Genomic DNA, 18,115 nt, shown 5'->3' on the forward strand with positions numbered 1-18,115 from the left:
ATCTCCCATTTTGGTTTTTTCAGGTCTCCACGCCCTCGAACTGGCTGTTATAGAGCTTGGCATAGAAGCCGCCCTGCGCCAGCAGGGTGTCGTGGTCGCCCTGCTCCACGATGTGGCCATCCTTCATCACAAGGATGACATCGGCCTCACGGATGGTGGACAGGCGGTGGGCCACGATAAAGCTGGTGCGGCCCTGCATCATCCGGGCAAAGGCAGCCTGGATGCGCACCTCGGTGCGGGTGTCGATGGAGGAGGTCGCCTCGTCCAAAATCAGCATGGGGGGCAGGCAGAGCATCACGCGGGCGATGCAGAGCAGCTGCTTCTGACCCTGACTGATGTTGCCGCCGTCCTCAGCAATGACGGTATCGTAACCCTTGGGCAGGCGGCGGATGAAGCTGTCGGCGTGGGCCGCTTTGGCGGCGGCAACGATCTCTTCCTCAGTGGCATCGGGCTTGCCGTAGGCAATGTTCTCCCGCACAGTACCGGCACGCAGCCAGGTCTCCTGCAGCACCATGCCGTAGCTGCCGCGCAGGGAGGCGCGGGTCAGGCTGCGGATATCGTTCCCGGCCACCTCAATGGAGCCGCCGTTGACATCGTAGAACCGCATGAGCAGGTTGATGAGGGTGGTCTTGCCGCAGCCGGTGGGGCCGACGATGGCGATGCGCTGGCCGGGCTTCACATCCAGATCCAGGCCCTCGATGAGGGGGCGGTCCGGCAGGTAGCGGAAGGAAACGTCCTTCAGCTCCACATGGCCGTCGGTCTCCAGCACCTTGGCGTTCTCCGCCTCGGGCACCTGATCCTCGGCATCCAGCAGCTCGAACACACGGGCCGCGCAGGCCAGTGCGTTCTGCAGCTCGGTGACCACACCGGAGATCTCGTTGAAGGGCTTGGTGTACTGGTTGGCATAGTTCAGGAAGATGCTCAGCTGGCCGATGGTGATGCCGCCCGCCACAGCGTAAACGGCACCCACCAGACCGACACCTGCATAAACGATGTTGTTCACAAAGCGGGTGGCGGGGTTGGTCATGCTGGAGAAGAAGATGGCCTTCAGGCTCACGCTCTGCAGGCGGCCATTCACCTCATCAAAGGCGGCAAGGCTCTCGGCCTCATGGCCAAAGGCCTGCACGACCTTCTGGCCCTCGATCATCTCGTTGACCAGGGCGGTCTGCTCACCGCGCACGGTGCTCTGGCCCTGGAAATACTTGTAGCTGCGTTTGGCAAGGAAGCTTGCCACCACCAGGCTCAGCGGGGTGATGCAGACCACCACCAGCGTGATGGGCACATTCTCACTGAGCATAAACAGCAGGGTACCAAGGATGGTCAGCACGCCGCTGAACAGCTGGGTAAAGCCCATGAGCAGGCCGTCCGCAAAGGTGTCCACATCGGCGACCATGCGGCTGACGATATCGCCGGAGGGGTGGCTGTCCAGATAAGAGAGCGGCAGGGTCTGGATCTTACGGAGCGCGGCGTTGCGCAGGTCCCGGCTGACCGAGAAGGTGATGCGGTTGTTGCAGACACTCAGCAGCCACTGGGCCAATGCAGCCACTACGGCCACGATCACAATCTCCACCACGATGCGCAGAACACCGTTGAAGTCCACATTCCCCTTGCCCAGCATCATATCAATGGCGCTGCCGCAGAGGATGGGGATATACAGCTGGGCAGCCACGCTCGCAGCGGCCACGATCAGACTGCACACCACAAAAAAGCCGTAAGGGCGGATCTTTTCCAGCACCCGCCGAAGCGTTGCGTTGCGCTGTTCCGGGGTCAGCTTACTCTTTGCTTTTGCACTCATTTCTGCGCATCCCCTTTCTTGAACTGGCTGGCGTAGATCTCCTCGTAAACGGGGCAGGTCTTCAGCAGATCGGCGTGCCTGCCCAGACCCACCATCCTGCCGTCATCCAGCACGATGATCTGGTCGGCATGCTGCAGGCTGGCGGCACGCTGGCTCACGATGAACACGGTCAGGTCACCGGGCAGAGCGGCCAGCGCCTTGCGCAGGGCCGCATCGGTGGCGTAATCCAGCGCGCTGGCGCTGTCGTCCAGGATCAGGATCTCGGGCTTGCCCACCAGCGCACGGGCAATGGTCAGGCGCTGCTTCTGGCCACCGGACAGGTTCCGGCCGCCCTGCTCCACAGGCTCGTCCAGCCCAAGGGGCTTTGCCCTGACAAAATCCGCAGCCTGCGCAGTCTCCAGTGCGGCCCACAGGTCAGCGTCCGCCGCATTCTTGTTGCCCCACAGCAGGTTGGAGCGGATGGTGCCGCCAAACAGCTGGGCTTTCTGCATTACGACCGCCACACTGCCGCGCAGAGCCGCGCGGGGGTACTCCTGCGCCGGACGGCCCAGGATCTCCACGGTGCCCTCCGTGGCATCATAAAAGCGGGGGATCAGGTTGATGAGGCTGGATTTGCCGCTGCCCGTGCCGCCGATGACACCAATGGTCTGGCCGCGCTTTGCGGTAAAACTGATATCGGTCAGGCTGGGGGCACCGGCACCGGCGTAGGTCAGGCTGACATGGTCGAACCGCACAGCATCCCCGGCCTTATCCGCAGGTGCCTCACCCTTGAGGGCCGCGGGGAATTCCATGCCCGGTTCGGTGTCCAGCACAGCCTGCACACGGCCGGCACAGGCCAGCGCCTTGCTCACCTGCACGATGAGGTTTGCCAGTTTGACCAGCTCCACCAGGATCTGGTTCATGTAGTTCACCAGCGCGATCACATCGCCGGAGGCCATGCCGCCCACATTGATCTCGATGCTGCCCACATAGAGCAGAGCCACGATGGCCAGATTGATGATGACGTAGGTCAGCGGGCTCATCAGGGAGGAGATGTGGCCCACATGGAGCTGCATCCGGGTCAGCAGGTCGTTGGCCGACTCAAAGCGGTCGATCTCGCTCTGCTCCTTATCAAAGGCGCGGACCACACGCACACCGGTCAGGTTCTCGCGGGTCAGGCCCAGCACACGGTCCAGCCGGGCCTGGGCCGTTTTGTACAGCGGGTTGGTGATGACCATGACCCCGAACACCACCACGCTCAGCAGCGGGATGGCGACCACAAAGATCCAGGCGGCCCGCACATTCACGGTGAACGCCATGACCATGGCACCAACCACCACGAACGGGCTGCGCAGGAACAGGCGCAGGAAGAGGTTCAGACCGCTCTGCACCTGATTGATGTCACTGGTCATGCGGGTGATGAGGGTGCTGGTGCCCATGGTATCCATCTCGGTAAAGCCAAGCCTCTGGATGTGCTCAAACAGGGCATGGCGCAGGGAGGTGGAATAGCCCACCGCCGCCTTGGCCGAGAAATACTGGGCCGTCAGGCTGCAGGCAAGGCCCACAACGGCCAGCAGCAGCAGGATGCCGCACCGCACAAGGATATAGTGGAAATCATGTGCTGCAATGCCCACGTTGACGATGTCTGCCATGACCAGCGGCACAAACAGGTCGAACGTGGCTTCCAGCATCTTGAACAGCGGTGCAAGCACAGCCTCGCGCTTGTAGCCGTTCAGGTGGGTAAGCATTTTATTCAAGGGGTGATTCTCCTTTCCCAGTGATAGCGGGTGTAAACTTCACAGTTCTTTATTATAGTACAGGAAATGCAAAAAAGCCAGTTCAAATCACGCCATTGCGCACCGTGCCCTGCCAGAACAAGGAAAGGGACTGCCGCACAGGGGAGATCCCAGTGCAGCAGTCCCTTTTCATAGGAGGGTATGATTCGGAGAACAATGAGCGGCATCGGGCTTCCGGGCTTTTTTGTAGCGGTACATCTCCCGGTCGGCCCGGTTCTTCACAGCCAGCACGTCCTCCCCCAAAAAGGGAGCCGAACCAAAGGACACCGTGGGCAGAAAGTCCACGGCTTTTCGCCGCTGTTCCAGCTGGCGTATAAACTCCTGCGCGCACTGGGCCTCCCGGTCTGCGTTTTCCATCAGCACACAAAACTCGTCGCCGCCGGTACGGTAGCAGTAGCCGCTGCGGGCATAGGCTTTTTTGATGCAGCGGCCGATCTCGGCCAGACAGACATCTCCCTGCAGGTGGCCGTAGCGGTCGTTGATCTGCTTGAAGTCGTCCACATCGAACACCACCAGCACCCCGCCGCGGCGGCGCATCTCAGCAGTGCGGTTCAGGTAGCTGTTCTGATTCAGCAGCCCGGTAAGGGCATCCAATTGGTTCCACATCTCGCTGCAGTAGATAAAGTACAGCACCGACAACAGGGTAACGCACAGCCATGTAACGTGAAGCTCCGGCAGTGTCACCTGAATGATGGTCTCAATGAGCAGGAAGATCATCAGGGGGTAGATCAGCGCCCGGCTGCGGTTCTGGAATTCCCGCGCCGTGACGAAGGTGGACACCGAGAGATACACAATGGCCGCAAAGTACATGATGATATAAATATAGAAGTATTGCCCGCGGGAATAAACGTTGTCGGCGCTGACGGAGAACACCAGCCCGGCGGGGATGGACAGAGCAAGGAACAGCAGGTAGCACGCCTCGCAGCACACCGCCGCCCCGAACCAGCGGTTCATCCTCTTTTTCCGGTCCATGACATACACAAGGCAGAGACACACTCCCGGGGACAGGCCGAACCCCAGATAGTTGGACAGGATGTTCAGCCAGCGGTAGCCTGCCGGGGTGCCATCCACCGCCAGTGTCACCACCTCCAGCACCGAGATCACCGCGATCAGCGCAAAGGCAAAGAAAAATCCCTGCTTCTGCTTTTTGTTCAGGGACTCGCTGAGCTTTGTGAGGATGCACATGAAGCTCAGCACAAAAAGGTCAATGGCCGTCAATACATAAAAATATCCATTCATTGTGGCTTGTTTCACCCTTTGGACTTCTGTGATCTGGTCAGCGCGCCGACCACCTCACAATGGGCGGTCTGGGGGAAGAGATCAACAGGGGTAAAGCCCTCGGCGCGGTAGCCTTTGGCGGTCAGGAGAGCAAGATCACGGGCCATGGTCTCGGGGTTGCAGCTGACATAGACCACCCGTTTGGGGGCCATGCGGGCCACGCTCTCGATGAACTGGGGGGTGGAGCCTTCGCGGGGCGGGTCCATGAAAATGACATCTGCTCTCTGCCCGGCGGCCGCCGCTTCTGTGATCCACTGGGTGGCATCGGCGGCAAAGAAGCGGGCGTTTTTCACGTTGTTGTGCCTTGCGTTGCCGATGGCATCCCGGACAGCGTCCCGGTTCAGCTCCACGCCCACCACCTGCTTTGCCCTGCCGCTGGCGGTCAGACCGATGGTGCCAATGCCGCAGTAGGCATCCAGCACCACCTCTTTGCCAGTCAGGCGGGCAGCTTCCACGGCCAGACCATACAGCACCTCGGTCTGGTCATGGTTGATCTGGTAGAAACTCCGGGGGCTCAGGGCATAGGTCTTGCCGCAGAGGGTATCCAGAATGAAGCCCTTGCCGTAGAGCACCTTTTCCTCTTCGCCCAGCACCACGCTGGTGCGGCGGGGGTTGTAGTTCTGCACCACGGTAGTCACGGGGACATGGCGCTTCTCGGCTTCGGCCAGCAGAGCACGGACAAAGTTTTTCGCCCCGGGCAGAACCGGCTGGGCTGTCACCAATACCACCATCACCTGCCCGGACACCACGCCGCGCCGCAGCAGGCAGTGGCGGAGCAGGCCAGTGCCCTTGTCCTCATTGTAAGGCTGGTAGCGGCAGGTGCTGGCCGCCGCCCGCACCGCCTGCATCACGGTGTCCAGCACTTCGTCCTGCAGCAGGCAGCTTTCCACGGGCAGCACTTTATGCGTACCTGCCGCATAGATGCCGGACACCAGTTTCCCGCCGGGGCCCGCTGCAAAGGTAGAGATCACCTTATTGCGGTAATGGCAGGGGTTTTCCGCACCCCGGATGGGAGCCACCGGGCCGTATTTCCCCACCAGCTTACGGACAGCAGCTTCTTTCTGTTTCAGCTGCTCGGCATAATCCAGCCCCAGCATCGGACAGCCGCCGCATTTTTTTGCTTTCAATCTGCACTCCATCGTATATCCTTCCGCCTCTTGACAAAACAAGAAAAAATCACTATACTACAAATAGAAAAGGCACTGCGACAAGCGGTTAGCCCTTTTAGGTTTGAGGTTTAACTAGAAAACCGTCACCGGCCAGGGTGGCGGTTTTCGCTTTTACTTTAGCATATCTTCTGACCGAATGCAACGAAAAAGCTCCCATAATGGGAGCTTTTTTGTTTTTCCGTCACCCATAGGGATCGTACAGGTCATATTCTTCTGCCTCCTGATGCTGCTCCTCCAGCACTCGGATGGCCTGTTCCAGCTGGCTCTGGGAAGCGCCGCTCTCGCTGGCAAGGGCGCGGACCGCTTCGGGCAGGCTGCCGCCGAACAGGGTGTCCATCCGCTGGCGCATGGCCGCAACGCAATAGGCCCGGCGGGTGACCGTGGGCAGATAGGTGTTCTGGCTCCCCGCCTTGCCGCCCTTGACCCAGCCCTTTTCCTCCAGACGATACAAAAAGTTGAGCACCGTGGCCGGGGCCCAGCCGGTGGCGGTCAACTTTTCGCTGATATCCCGCCGGGTGGCCGGGGCGGGGCAGTCCCAGAGCGCCAGCAGCACCTGTTCCTCGGCGGCAGAAAGTGGTTTCAGTCTGTCCGAAAGTCCGTACACCGGTTTCACCTCCGATTTTTTCTTTTACATTTGTCTTATTTCAACATGATTATACCATACCCGGCACAAACAGGCAAGCAGTAAAAGTGAGGAGCCATGCGGTAAAACCAGCATATTTTTACATTTGTCTTAAAAAGTGTTCTTTATTCAAAGACAGTTGTGTGTTTTGTGCGCTCAAGGCAGGCAGAGCAGCCCCATCTTTGTGCAAAGATGCTCTTGTTTTTGCACCCCCGGAACCGGTATACTACGGACAAATCAAGCACACACCTGCCGCAGATGAGAGCGGCGGTACGGATAGGAAAGGGAGAGTTCCATATGGCACGAGTATACAACTTCAGCGCAGGCCCCAGCATGTTACCGGAAAAGGTGCTCCGTCAGGCACAGGCAGAGCTGCTGGAATACGGCGATTCCGGCCAGAGTGTGATGGAGATGAGCCACCGCAGCAAGTGGTTCGATGCCATCATCACTGAAACCGAAGCCACCCTGCGCCGGGTGATGAACATCCCTGACAACTACAAGGTCGGTTTCTTCCAGGGCGGTGCCACCCAGCAGTTTGCCATGGTGCCCCTGAACTTTATGACCACCGGCAAGGCCGATTATCTGGTCACCGGCAATTTCTCGAACCTGGCTGCCAAGGAGGCCGCCAAGTTCGGCGAGGTGAAGATTGTTGCTTCCAGCAAGGACAAGAACTTCACCTACATCCCCGATGTCAACGCCATCGACTACGACAAGGACGCAAGCTACATCCACATCTGCCAGAACAACACCATCTTCGGCACCCAGTACGTTGAGGTACCTCAGGTGGAGGGTGTGCCGCTGGTGGCGGACATGAGCTCGATGATCCTCTCCAAACCTGTGGACGTGAGCAAGTATGGCTGCATCTACTTTGGCGTGCAGAAGAACGTAGCCCCCGCCGGCATGGCCATTGCCATTGTCCGGGACGACCTGCTGGGCCACGCCGCCGACACCGTGCCCACCATGATGAATTACACCACCCTGCTGGCCAAGGACAGCATGTACAACACGCCCCCCTGCTGGTGCATCTACATGACCGGTCTGGTGCTCAAGTATCTGGAAAACGACATCGGCGGTCTGGAGAACATGCAGAAGATCAACGAAGCCAAGGCCAAGATTCTGTACGATTATCTGGACGGTCAGGAGTTCTTCCACAACCCTGTGGAGCACCGCTACCGCAGCACGATGAATGTCACCTTTACCAGCCCTGACCCTGACATGGACAAGAAGTTCTGCGCCGAAGCCGCCGAAGCCGGTTTTGTCAACCTGAAGGGCCACCGTCTGGTGGGCGGTATGCGCGCTTCCATTTATAATGCAATGCCCACCGAAGGCGTAGAGAAGCTGGTGGACTTCATGGAGAAATTCCGCAAGGCAAATGCCTGATTTGTGTATAGGAGATAGGAAAGTATGTTTACGATCAAGACCCTGAACGCCATCAGCCCGGTGGGCCTGGCAAAGCTGAACAAGAACCTGTTTGATGTTTCGGTGGACACCGATGTCCCCGATGGCATTCTGGTGCGCAGCGCTGACCTGCTGAACACCACCTTCAACGACAACCTGCTGGCCATTGCCCGTGCTGGTGCCGGTGTGAACAACATCCCGCTGGATCGCTGCTCGGAGCAGGGCATCGTGGTGTTCAACACCCCCGGTGCCAACGCCAACGCCGTGGCTGAGCTGGTCATTGGGATGCTGATCGCAGGCAGCCGCAATGTGGCCGCCGCCGCCCAGTGGTGCCAGGGCCTGACCGGCGACCCCGCCATGGCCAAGACCGTGGAAAAGGGCAAGAAAAAGTTCGTGGGCAACGAGATCAAGGGCAAGACGCTGGGTGTCATCGGTCTGGGTGCCATCGGTTCCCGGGTGGCCAACTGCGCCATTGAGCTGGGCATGGAGGTCTACGGCTACGACCCCTACATCTCCATTGATGCCGCCTGGAACCTGTCCAGCCAGGTCCACCACTGCGTGAACCTGAACGACATGCTCCCTCTGTGCGACTACATCACCATCCATGTTCCCTACCTGCCCACCACCAAGGATACCATCAACACCCAGACCCTGGCCCTGTGCAAGGACGGCGTGAAGATCCTGAACTACGCCCGCGGTGAGCTGGTGAACACCGCAGCCCTGCTGGAGGCCATGGAGACGGGCAAGGTCTCCGGCTACATGACCGACTTCCCCACTGAGGCCATTCTGGGCAAGCCCGGCATCGTCTGCACCCCGCATCTGGGTGCTTCCACGCCGGAGGCCGAGGACAACTGTGCCGCAATGGCCGCGCTGGAGATCAGCGATTACCTCAAGAACGGCAACATCACCCACTCGGTGAACATGCCCGAGGTGCATCAGCCCCGTGCAGGCGGCAAGCGCATCTGCATCATCCACAAGAACGAGCCCGGCATGATCAGCCAGATCACCGCCCTGACCACCGAAGCGGGCCTGAACATTGAAAACATGGTGAACAAGAGCAAAAAGAACATGGCTTACACCATGCTGGACGCGACCGGTGCCGTGGACGGCAGGCTGGCTGAGAAGCTGGCCGCCATCCCTGCTGTCATCCGGGTGCGCATCCTGTAACACTGCCAACCCTTAGCTTTCCCCTCGCCCCATCTGTTCATGGGCGGGGGGATTTTTTGGTACAGCGTACTGTCGGGCCGGTCTGCTGATATAAAAATCCCCCCTGCCGTTATACAGCAGAGGGGAGAAAGAAGATCAGAGTGTTTACAGCTTCTTGCCAGTCAGGAGCTCATAAGCTTCCTCGTACTTGGCAATGGTCTTGTCGATGACATCCTGAGGCAGATCGTAGTTGCTGTCGGGATTGGCCTTGAGCCAGTTGCGGACGAACTGCTTATCGAAAGAGGGCTGACCGTGGCCGGCCTCATAGCCCTCCAGCGGCCAGAAGCGGCTGGAATCGGGGGTGAGCATCTCATCGCCCAGCACCACGTTGCCGTTCTCATCCAGACCAAACTCGAACTTGGTATCGGCAATGATGATGCCGCGGCTCAGGGCATACGCGGCGCACTTCTTGTACAGGGCAATGGTGTAGTCCCGCAGCTTGGTGGCGTAGTCCTTGCCGTGGCCGGGGAACTGCTTTTCCAGCACCTCAATGCTCTTTTCGTAGCTGATGTTCTCATCGTGGTCGCCGATCTCAGCCTTGGTGGAAGGAGTGTAAATGGGCTCGGGCAGCTGCTGGGATTCCTGCAGGCCCTCGGGCAGGCGGATGCCGCAGACGGTGCCGTTCTGCTGGTAGCTGGCCCAGCCGCTGCCGGTGATGTAGCCGCGCACGATGCACTCGATGGGCAGCATGGTCAGCTTGCGGCACTTCATGCTCCGGCCCTCAAAGGCAGGCGTGCGGAAGAACTCGGGCATATCGGCGGTATCCACGCTCAGCATGTGGTTGGGCAGAACATCCTTGGTGTAGTCGAACCAGAATCTGCTCATCTGGGTCAGCACCTTGCCCTTGTTGGTCACTTTATTTTTCAGGATCACATCAAATGCAGAGATACGATCGGTGGCAACCATAATGAGGCTGTCGCCATTGTCATAGATCTCGCGGACTTTGCCTTCCTTGATGGGCTTGAATTCAGTCATAGCAAACACTCCATTTTTCCTGATAGCTCTTTCATCAACATCCTCGCCCGCTCCGGCATTGCAAAGCAATGGAGGACAGGGCGAGCCGTTTTCCGTTTACCTATTCAGTCTATCACACTTACTGTCCGTTTGGAAGAAACAGATTCCAAGGAAAATTGCTCGCAATTTTCGATTTCTTCGTGAAAAGTGTCAAAAATCAGCAACATTTTTCGTCGAATTGACGGCTAAAGTCGTACTTTCCCGGTTGACAGCGGCTCAGAACATGGTATCATTGAAGTATCAGAATTCAACCGCATCAGGAGGTAAGACCTATGGGCAAATTCCCGAAAGACTTTTTGTGGGGCGGTGCCACTGCCGCCAACCAGTGCGAAGGCGCTTACAACGAGGGCGGGCGCGGCCTGTCCAGTGTGGACGTGGTACCCTTTGGCCCCGACCGCTTCCCCGTGGCGCTGGGCCAGCTGAAGATGCTGGACTGCGATGCCGAGCACTTCTACCCCTCCCACGAAGCCATTGACATGTACCACCACTTCAAGGAGGACATCAAGCTCTTTGCCGAGATGGGCTTCCGCTGCTACCGCCTGTCCATTGCCTGGACCCGCATCCTGCCCAACGGCGATGACGCGCAGCCCAACGAAGAGGGCCTGCGCTTCTATGAGGAACTCTTTGATGAGTGCCACAAGTACGGCATTGAGCCGTTGGTGACCCTGTGCCACTTTGATACCCCCATTGCCCTGATCAAAAAGTACGGCGGCTGGAAAGACCGCCGGATGGTGGATGCCTACGCCCACTACTGTGAGGTGCTGTTCCAGCGCTTCCGGGGCAAGGTCAAGTACTGGCTGACCTTCAACGAGATCAACATGCTGCTCCACATGCCCTTTATGGGAGCAGGTCTGCTCTTTGCGCCCGGCGAGAATGTGCAGCAGGTCAAATATCAGGCCGCTCACCACGAGCTGGTGGCCAGCGCAAAGGCCGTCAAGCTGGCCCATGCCATCATGCCCGATGCCATGGTGGGCTGTATGCTGGCCGCCGGTCAGTTCTACCCCCGCACCTGCGCCCCTGCCGATGTGCAGGCCGCTGCCGAGGCTGACCGCGACAACTACTTCTTCATTGATGTCCAGTCCCGCGGCGAATACCCCGTCTGGGCCAAAAAGCGGATAGAGCGTGCAGGCATTGCCCTGCAGATGGAGCCGGGCGACGAGCAGCTGCTGAAAGAGGGCACTGTGGACTTCATCTCCTTCAGCTACTATTCCAGCCGCTGCGCCACTGTGGACCCCGAACTGATGAACAAGGCCAGCGGCAATGCCATCATGGATGCCGTCAAGAACCCCTACCTCAAGGCCAGCGATTGGGGCTGGGCCATCGACCCGGTGGGCCTGCGCATCACCATGAACAGCCTGTATGACCGCTACCAGAAACCGCTCTTCATCGTGGAGAACGGTCTGGGTGCGGTGGACAAGGTGGAAGCAGATGGTTCCATCCACGACACCTACCGCATCGACTACCTGCGGGCCCACATTGAGCAGATGGAAAAGGCCATCAACGAGGATGGCCTGCCCCTGCTGGGCTACACCACCTGGGGCCCCATCGACCTGGTCAGTGCTTCCACCGGCGAGATGAAGAAGCGGTACGGCTTCATCTATGTGGACAAGGACAACGAGGGCAAGGGCACGCTGGCCCGCAGCCGGAAGGACAGCTTCTACTGGTATAAAAAGGTCATCGCCTCCGACGGCGAAGATCTGGCCTGAGCCAACTGTGAGGAAAGGAATCATAGCACAAGATGACGACACCCCAAATCATTGCGCACCGCGGTGCATCCTATCTGGCCCCTGAGAACACGCTGGTCGCCTTCCGCAAGGCGATGGAGATCGGCGCGGATGGCGTGGAAATGGATGTACAGAAGACCTACGACAACGAGAGGATCGCCACGCTGCAGGAAGCGCTGGAGCTCTGCGCCGGCATGGAGGGCACGCAGGTACAGCTGGAACTGAAAAGCCCACTGGAGGACGACCCCGACTTTGTGCCCCGGGTGCTGGATGCGGTCCGCGCCGCCGGGCTCACCGACCGGCTCACCCTCATCTCCTTCCACCACTCTCAGCTGCGGCAGGCAAAGCAGCTGATGCCTGAGCTGAAGGTAGGTGCGCTGACCTACGGCGCTTTCCTCAGCATGGTGCTGCCTCCGCCGGTGGTGTGGAAGGATCTGGGTCTTGTGAACAGCATGGACGAGCCCCTCAGCGAGGAAAACTGCATCGACCTGCGGAACAATCTCATTTACCGCACTGTGGCCGACAAGGTCGATATGCTCCGTGCCAACTTCCCCGGCGAGACCGTGGAGCAGGTCATCGGCCATCTGGAGGAGCAGGCGGATGTGGCTGCCTACATCAAAACGCTGGATTTCCCTGTGGACATCGTCAGCTGCGAGTACCACACCGCCTACTCCAACCCCGAGCTTGTGAACCAGCTCCACGCCATGGGCATCCAGGCCGCGTTCTGGACCGTGGACACCCAGGACGCTGTCCGTTCCCTGCTGCCCCTTGGCCCTGACTGCATCGTCACCAACCGGCCTGACCGCGTGCGGGAATGGGTGAATGCGGAAATGAGGAAATAAAAAGATCACAAAACGTCCCCGTGCAGGATATCAAAACTGCACGGGGACGTTTTTTATGTCAGCACTGCATTATCTGATGTCCGGCATCGTTATGACGGCGCTCTCCTTGCGAGCACGCTCTGCGCAGAAAACGCCCAGATGCCCATTGATCGAATCTTTGAGCGTCGTGCAGGAGATGGAAGGTTCCTCACCCTGAAGCACATGAACAAAGTCCTCCACCAGCCGCAGGTCGCCGCCGCCATGAGAGCCTGTCATGCCGCTCTTATCTCCACCAATCTTCAGGTCTACCACTTCCTCGTTCCAGCCCTTCTCGCTGGCGGTATCTATGGTGCGCACAGTGAAAACCGAATCGTCAAACACACCCTTGATCTCACCCTTTGTACCAATGATGTGGATATTGCGCTCCGGCTTCGCTGCGCCGCCGATCATGTTCAGGGTCGCAGTTGCACCATCCGTAAAATTCATCAGCACCGATTGATGATCCACCACCGTATGTTCACAATCCCACACACAGCGTCCATGGATATTGTCTGTCATCAGCGACTTACGCTTGTCCTCCAGCGTCGGATTCTCAATATTCTCCAGGCAGTCCCATACATAAAACGCCCACCGATCCGGGTGATCCAGATAATGCTTTTTGGCGGAGTACAGACAAGTCTCCTCGCACTGACAATCCACCAGGCAGCGCTTGCCTGCCCCTGCGGGCTTTTTGGCAGGATCAAACTGGAAGTCACTTCCAAAGCTTGCGATCTGTTTGGGCGAAACGCCGCTCTTCAGCCACATGATGAGATCCATGTCATGGCAGCACTTTGCCAGCAGCATCGGAGCCCCGCATTTTTCCTCGTTGCCCCATTTGCCGCGCACAAAGGAGACAGCCAGGTGATGGTAGCTGACATGCTCCGTGGCCTGAATATTGATAATGTCACCGATCTCCCCGCTCAGCAGTCTCTGCTTGATTGCGACATAGAAGGGCGCATACCGCAGAACGTGGCAGATCATCACCTTCCGCCCGGTCTCTTTTACAACCTTATATAAATAGTTTACTTCCTCCTCGCTGATCGCGAAGGGCTTTTCCAGCAGCATATCATATCCTGCACGCAGGAGCGGAACCGCAGTGGGCACATGCTGGCGGTCCATGGTTCCATTGATCACCGCGTCTGCCAGCTTGGGCCTTTCTGCCAGCTCCTCAGCACTCCTGAAGCACATCTCCTCCCCGAAGCCATGCATCTCCGCAACCTTTTTCCGCCGGATCGGATCCGGATCTGCTACGCCCACGATCTTCAGCTCGTCCGGGTGTTCCAGCGCATACAGGCTGTACAGGATCGCCCGATGGCCAGCGCCCACGATGATGGCTGTGATTTGTTTCCTCATAGTTTCTCTCTTCCTTTCTTTTGAATGGGTCTCCGATTCCAATTTTGTTTCCAGCATATCTTTTTGTGCCGAAATCGTCAAGGTGAAGGAGCATGATATTTCATCCTACACCATGACGAAAGGAAGAATAATCGCATCTTTGTGGATATTGTGCAACAATCATGCTCAAAAATGAGAAAATCTTTTGTGCGTTTTGTATCAAAAAATGTTGCAATTCCAAAAAGAACATGATATGCTTCTGAGTAAAGAAAAACCACTGGTCGGCAGCGTACGAGCTGAACGGAGGTTATGGAAGCACGGGGATCTTCCCCGTCCCATTCCATAAATCAAGGAGGAAAAGATTTTATGAAAGAAAGAAAAATCAGCAGACGCGCCGTATGCAGCGCTATGGTCGCTTCCCTGGCATTGGGTGTCCTGGAGGGCTGTGGCAGCTCTTCCTCTACGACTGCTTCTTCTGCTGCCGGTTCCGGAGCAGCTGCTTCCAACGAGCGCATCACCGTGCGCATCCTGAAATCCAAGGCCGCAAACGAGGTTGCTGCCGAGCAGATGGATGTCTGGAAGGTCCTGGGCGAAAAATTCAATATGGATTTTGAATTTGATAACCCCCCGCAGGACAATTACAACGAGCGCCTGAATCTTGTGATGATGGATGCTCAGCTGCCGGACATCATTATGGATATGCCCACCACCGAAGTTCTGAAGTACGGCGAGTCCGGCGTGATCCTGTCCCTGAACGATTACATCGAGAACGACATGCCCAACCTGAAGAAGGAGATCGACAAGCGGGACGGTGTCGAAAAAGCACTGACTTACAGCGACGGCAATATTTATTATATGCCCATGCTGGATGAGAAGGTCTCCGGCAATATGCCCTACATCGTCCGCACCGACTGGCTGGAAAAGCTGGGCATTGAGAGCCCCGTGACCCTGGAGGACTGGGAGAACTACTGGCATCTGGTCAAGACCACCGACCTGAACGGCAACGGCACCAACGATGAGATCCCCTTCAGCTCCTACGATATGACCGGCCTGCGGAACTTCTGCACCGCATTCGGCTGCCTGGATGACTTCTACACCGACCCGGACGATGGCGGCAAGGTCCACTACGGCCCCATCGACCCCAAGTACAAAAAGGCCGTGACCTGGATGCACGATATGTACGAGAAGGGCTATATCGACCCTGAGATCATCACCATGGACTACGCTTCCTTCGTGCCGAAGCTGGCCCAGAACGCGGTGGCTTCCTTCTACGGCCCGCTGGGCGGTATGCTGGCTGCACAGAACGCCACCATGCCTGCCTCCTTTCCCGGCTTCCATGTTGAGGCCACCGTACCCCCCAAGGGCGATGCACAGATCCACTCCTATATTGATCAGGAGCCCCGTGCAGTCGCAGCGGCTACCATCACCGCAAGCTGCAAGAACGTTGACCGCGTGGTCGCTCTGCTGGATTACATGTACAGCGACGAGGGCACCCGGCTGATCAACATGGGTATTGAGGGCACTCACTACACCATGCAGGACGGCAAGCCGATCTTCACCGATTATGTTATGAACAATCCTGACGGCCTGTCTCCCAAAAACGCGATCGGCACCTTCACCTTTGCACAGAGCTCCGGCCCGTTCATTCTGAGCCAGGATGAGGTCACACAGCTGGATGATGAGTCTGTCAACCGCGCAAAGCAGGACTGCATCATTCCCTTCCTGGAAGAATCCAAGAAGTACGTCATTCCCGGCTCTACCTCCTTCTCCTCTGAGGACGATGCCGTCCGCCGTGCTGTGATGGCAGACGTGGATACTTACGTTGACGAGATGATCATCAAGTTTGTTTCCGGCCGTGAGCCGCTGTCCAACTGGGACACCTACGTTGAAAAGGTCAATGGCATGGGCATTGCAGAAGTCGTCGATATCTACCAGAAGACGCTGAATGGCTGATGCCCCAGCAGGTACCTATTTTTTGATCCAGTAAAATAACGGCCGGGGCAGGAACACCCTGTTCCCGGCCTATTTTTTCCTGGGTTCTTCAGAACGAAAACAGGAGAATACCACCATGAAAACAGCCACCGCAGCAAAACCGATCACACTGCCAACAGCGAACCGCCTTGATCATGCCTACAAAAAGTTCTGGCGCAGCCGTTATCTGCTTTTGATGCTGCTGCCCGCCCTGATCTGGTATATCGTGTTCATGTACGCGCCCATGTACGGCGCGCAGATCGCCTTCCGGGATTTTTCTCCCGTACTGGGCATCACGGGCAGCAAGTGGGTCGGCTTCAAATATTTCATCCAGTTCTTTAAATCCGAGTATTTTGGCCGTCTGATCAAAAACACGCTTGGCATCAGCCTGTATTCCATTATTGTGGGCTTTCCCATTCCCATCATTCTGGCTCTGCTCATCAACGAAGTCCGCGGTAAATTCTTCAAACGCAGCGTACAGACCGTAGTGTACCTGCCCCATTTCATCTCCGCCGTGGTCGTTGTCAGTATTCTGAGCGCCCTGCTTTCTCCTTCCAGCGGCCTGATCAACCAGCTGATCACCGCCTTTGGCGGTACGCCGATCCATTTTATGGCCGAACCCAAGTACTTCAAGACGATCTATGTTCTTTCTGACATCTGGCAAAGCGCCGGCTACGGTTCCATTGTGTACATGGCGGCACTGACCGGCATTGACCCCTCTCTCTACGAGGCCGCCACCGTTGACGGTGCTTCCAAATGGGACAAGCTGATCCATATCACGCTGCCCGGCCTGCTGCCCACGATCATCATCATGCTGATCCTCCGCATGGGCTCTATTTTCTCGGTCGGCTATGAAAAGATCATGCTGATGTACAACCCTGCAACCTATGAGACTGCCGATGTGATCTCCACTTACGTTTACCGCCGTGCCTTTGAAAGCGGCGATTACAGCTTCTCTGCGGCTGTGGGCCTGTTCAATTCTGTGATCAATTTTACCATTATCGTGCTGTTCAACAAGTTCAGCAAAAAGATCAGTGAGGTGAGCCTGTGGTGATGAAAAAGAATATTGATGCGATGAATCACCCCACGAAAGTGAAGGAAAGCATCGGGGAACGGATCTATACCATTGTTGTGTATCTGCTGCTGATCCTGATCAGCGCAACCATCATTCTGCCGCTTCTGCACATCATCAGCGGCTCGTTCAGTGATCCCATGCAGCTGCTGACAGGCAATGTTTCCTTCTGGCCCAAAGGCTTTACGACCTCCATGTATGAGAAGGTTCTGAAGGATGCCAGCATCTGGACGGGTTATCTGAACACGATCCTGTATACCGTGCTGGGCACCCTGATCAGCGTGACCCTTACCGCCTGCGCCGCCTACCCCCTGTCCCGCAAGGATCTGTTCGGGCGCAATGTCTTTATCAGCCTTTTCATCTTTACCATGTTTTTCAACGGCGGCATGATCCCCACTTATCTGATCATTCAGAAGCTGGGTATGCTGAATAAGATCTGGGCGCTGGTGCTGCCTTCCGCCATCAGTACCTATAACATGATCATCATGCGCACCTTCTTTGAAAACACCATCCCGAATGAGCTGATCGAGGCCGCAGCCCTGGACGGCTGCAACGATATCACGACCTTCTTCCGCATTGTTCTTCCGCTCTCCGGTGCAGTGTTCGCCGTTATGGCGCTGTTCTACGGCGTTGCGCAGTGGAACAGCTGGTTCCCGGCATTGCTGTACATTCGGGATCGTTCTCTGTACCCTTTGCAGATGATCCTGCGTGAGGTCCTGATCCAGAGCGACATCGGCAACATGGCCGGTTCCACCGGTGATGTCGAGGTCATCGGCGATGGTCTGAAATATGCCACCATGGTGGTTTCCACCCTGCCGATCATGTGCCTGTATCCGTTCCTGCAGAAGTACTTTGTTGCCGGTGTTACCATTGGCGCGGTCAAGGGCTGATGGGAGGAT

14 protein-coding genes are annotated in these 18,115 nt (G+C 57.4%); 7 read left to right on the forward strand and 7 right to left on the reverse strand.

The genetic code is table 11. The features are described from left to right. Window positions 1–19: 19 nt before the first annotated feature. The 5 genes from J3351_RS02915 to J3351_RS02935 all read right to left on the reverse strand — a co-directional run bounded on the left by J3351_RS02915 (window position 20) and on the right by J3351_RS02935 (window position 6,621). Window positions 20–1,795, reverse strand: a complete 1,776-nt coding sequence (locus tag J3351_RS02915) for an ABC transporter ATP-binding protein (protein ID WP_207697095.1) — start codon at window positions 1,793–1,795, stop codon at window positions 20–22. Further along, the gene (locus tag J3351_RS02920) at window positions 1,792–3,531 is read right to left on the reverse strand and encodes an ABC transporter ATP-binding protein (RefSeq protein WP_307862848.1); all 1,740 of its coding nucleotides are present in this window, start codon (window positions 3,529–3,531) and stop codon (window positions 1,792–1,794) included. The genes J3351_RS02915 and J3351_RS02920 overlap by 4 nt, the downstream gene beginning before the upstream one ends. A gap of 168 nt (window positions 3,532–3,699) precedes the next feature. Further along, on the reverse strand, window positions 3,700–4,809 hold the full coding sequence (locus J3351_RS02925; RefSeq protein ID WP_207697096.1) for a GGDEF domain-containing protein: 1,110 nt from the start codon (window positions 4,807–4,809) through the stop codon (window positions 3,700–3,702). 11 nt (window positions 4,810–4,820) lie between these two features. Further along, window positions 4,821–5,987 carry a 23S rRNA (uracil(1939)-C(5))-methyltransferase RlmD gene (rlmD, locus tag J3351_RS02930; RefSeq protein ID WP_207697097.1) on the reverse strand — a complete coding sequence of 389 codons (1,167 nt, stop codon included), beginning with the start codon at window positions 5,985–5,987 and terminating at the stop codon, window positions 4,821–4,823. Between the two features lie 211 nt (window positions 5,988–6,198). Beyond that, entirely contained in the window at window positions 6,199–6,621 is a 423-nt protein-coding gene (locus tag J3351_RS02935) for a BlaI/MecI/CopY family transcriptional regulator (protein ID WP_097770038.1), read from the reverse strand. 315 nt (window positions 6,622–6,936) lie between these two features. Between J3351_RS02935 and serC the strand changes: the two genes are divergently transcribed. Together serC and J3351_RS02945 are read left to right on the forward strand one after the other, a co-directional pair. Further along, window positions 6,937–8,019, forward strand: a complete 1,083-nt coding sequence (gene serC, locus J3351_RS02940) for a 3-phosphoserine/phosphohydroxythreonine transaminase (protein ID WP_035393327.1) — start codon at window positions 6,937–6,939, stop codon at window positions 8,017–8,019. Between the two features lie 24 nt (window positions 8,020–8,043). Beyond that, window positions 8,044–9,204 carry a phosphoglycerate dehydrogenase gene (locus tag J3351_RS02945; RefSeq protein ID WP_156066817.1) on the forward strand — a complete coding sequence of 387 codons (1,161 nt, stop codon included), beginning with the start codon at window positions 8,044–8,046 and terminating at the stop codon, window positions 9,202–9,204. Between the two features lie 144 nt (window positions 9,205–9,348). Here the strand turns inward: J3351_RS02945 and J3351_RS02950 are convergent, their stop codons facing one another. Then, window positions 9,349–10,218 (reverse strand): phosphoribosylaminoimidazolesuccinocarboxamide synthase, encoded by an 870-nt coding sequence (locus J3351_RS02950; RefSeq protein WP_154277420.1) that lies wholly within the window; start codon window positions 10,216–10,218, stop codon window positions 9,349–9,351. 311 nt (window positions 10,219–10,529) lie between these two features. Here J3351_RS02950 and J3351_RS02955 point away from each other — a divergent pair, with 311 nt between their 5' ends. Continuing rightward, the gene (locus J3351_RS02955) at window positions 10,530–11,963 is read left to right on the forward strand and encodes a 6-phospho-beta-glucosidase (RefSeq protein ID WP_156068430.1); all 1,434 of its coding nucleotides are present in this window, start codon (window positions 10,530–10,532) and stop codon (window positions 11,961–11,963) included. A gap of 32 nt (window positions 11,964–11,995) precedes the next feature. Next, entirely contained in the window at window positions 11,996–12,823 is an 828-nt protein-coding gene (locus J3351_RS02960) for a glycerophosphodiester phosphodiesterase (RefSeq protein ID WP_207697098.1), read from the forward strand. Between the two features lie 69 nt (window positions 12,824–12,892). Here the strand turns inward: J3351_RS02960 and J3351_RS02965 are convergent, their stop codons facing one another. Beyond that, window positions 12,893–14,194 (reverse strand): Gfo/Idh/MocA family protein, encoded by a 1,302-nt coding sequence (locus J3351_RS02965; protein WP_207697099.1) that lies wholly within the window; start codon window positions 14,192–14,194, stop codon window positions 12,893–12,895. Window positions 14,195–14,539: 345 nt separating this feature from the next. Between J3351_RS02965 and J3351_RS02970 the strand changes: the two genes are divergently transcribed. The 3 genes from J3351_RS02970 to J3351_RS02980 all read left to right on the forward strand — a co-directional run bounded on the left by J3351_RS02970 (window position 14,540) and on the right by J3351_RS02980 (window position 18,106). Further along, window positions 14,540–16,126: an extracellular solute-binding protein gene (locus J3351_RS02970; protein WP_207697100.1), complete on the forward strand. Its 1,587-nt coding sequence runs from the start codon at window positions 14,540–14,542 to the stop codon at window positions 16,124–16,126. A 115-nt stretch (window positions 16,127–16,241) separates the two neighbouring features. Then, complete coding sequence (locus J3351_RS02975; RefSeq protein ID WP_117476376.1) at window positions 16,242–17,198, forward strand: sugar ABC transporter permease; 957 nt, start codon at window positions 16,242–16,244, stop codon at window positions 17,196–17,198. Beyond that, window positions 17,198–18,106, forward strand: a complete 909-nt coding sequence (locus J3351_RS02980) for a carbohydrate ABC transporter permease (protein WP_238078237.1) — start codon at window positions 17,198–17,200, stop codon at window positions 18,104–18,106. The genes J3351_RS02975 and J3351_RS02980 overlap by 1 nt, the downstream gene beginning before the upstream one ends. Window positions 18,107–18,115 lie beyond the last annotated feature (9 nt).

The organism is Faecalibacterium sp. Marseille-Q0746 (assembly GCF_017377595.1).
Classification (GTDB): domain Bacteria; phylum Bacillota; class Clostridia; order Oscillospirales; family Ruminococcaceae; genus Faecalibacterium; species Faecalibacterium duncaniae.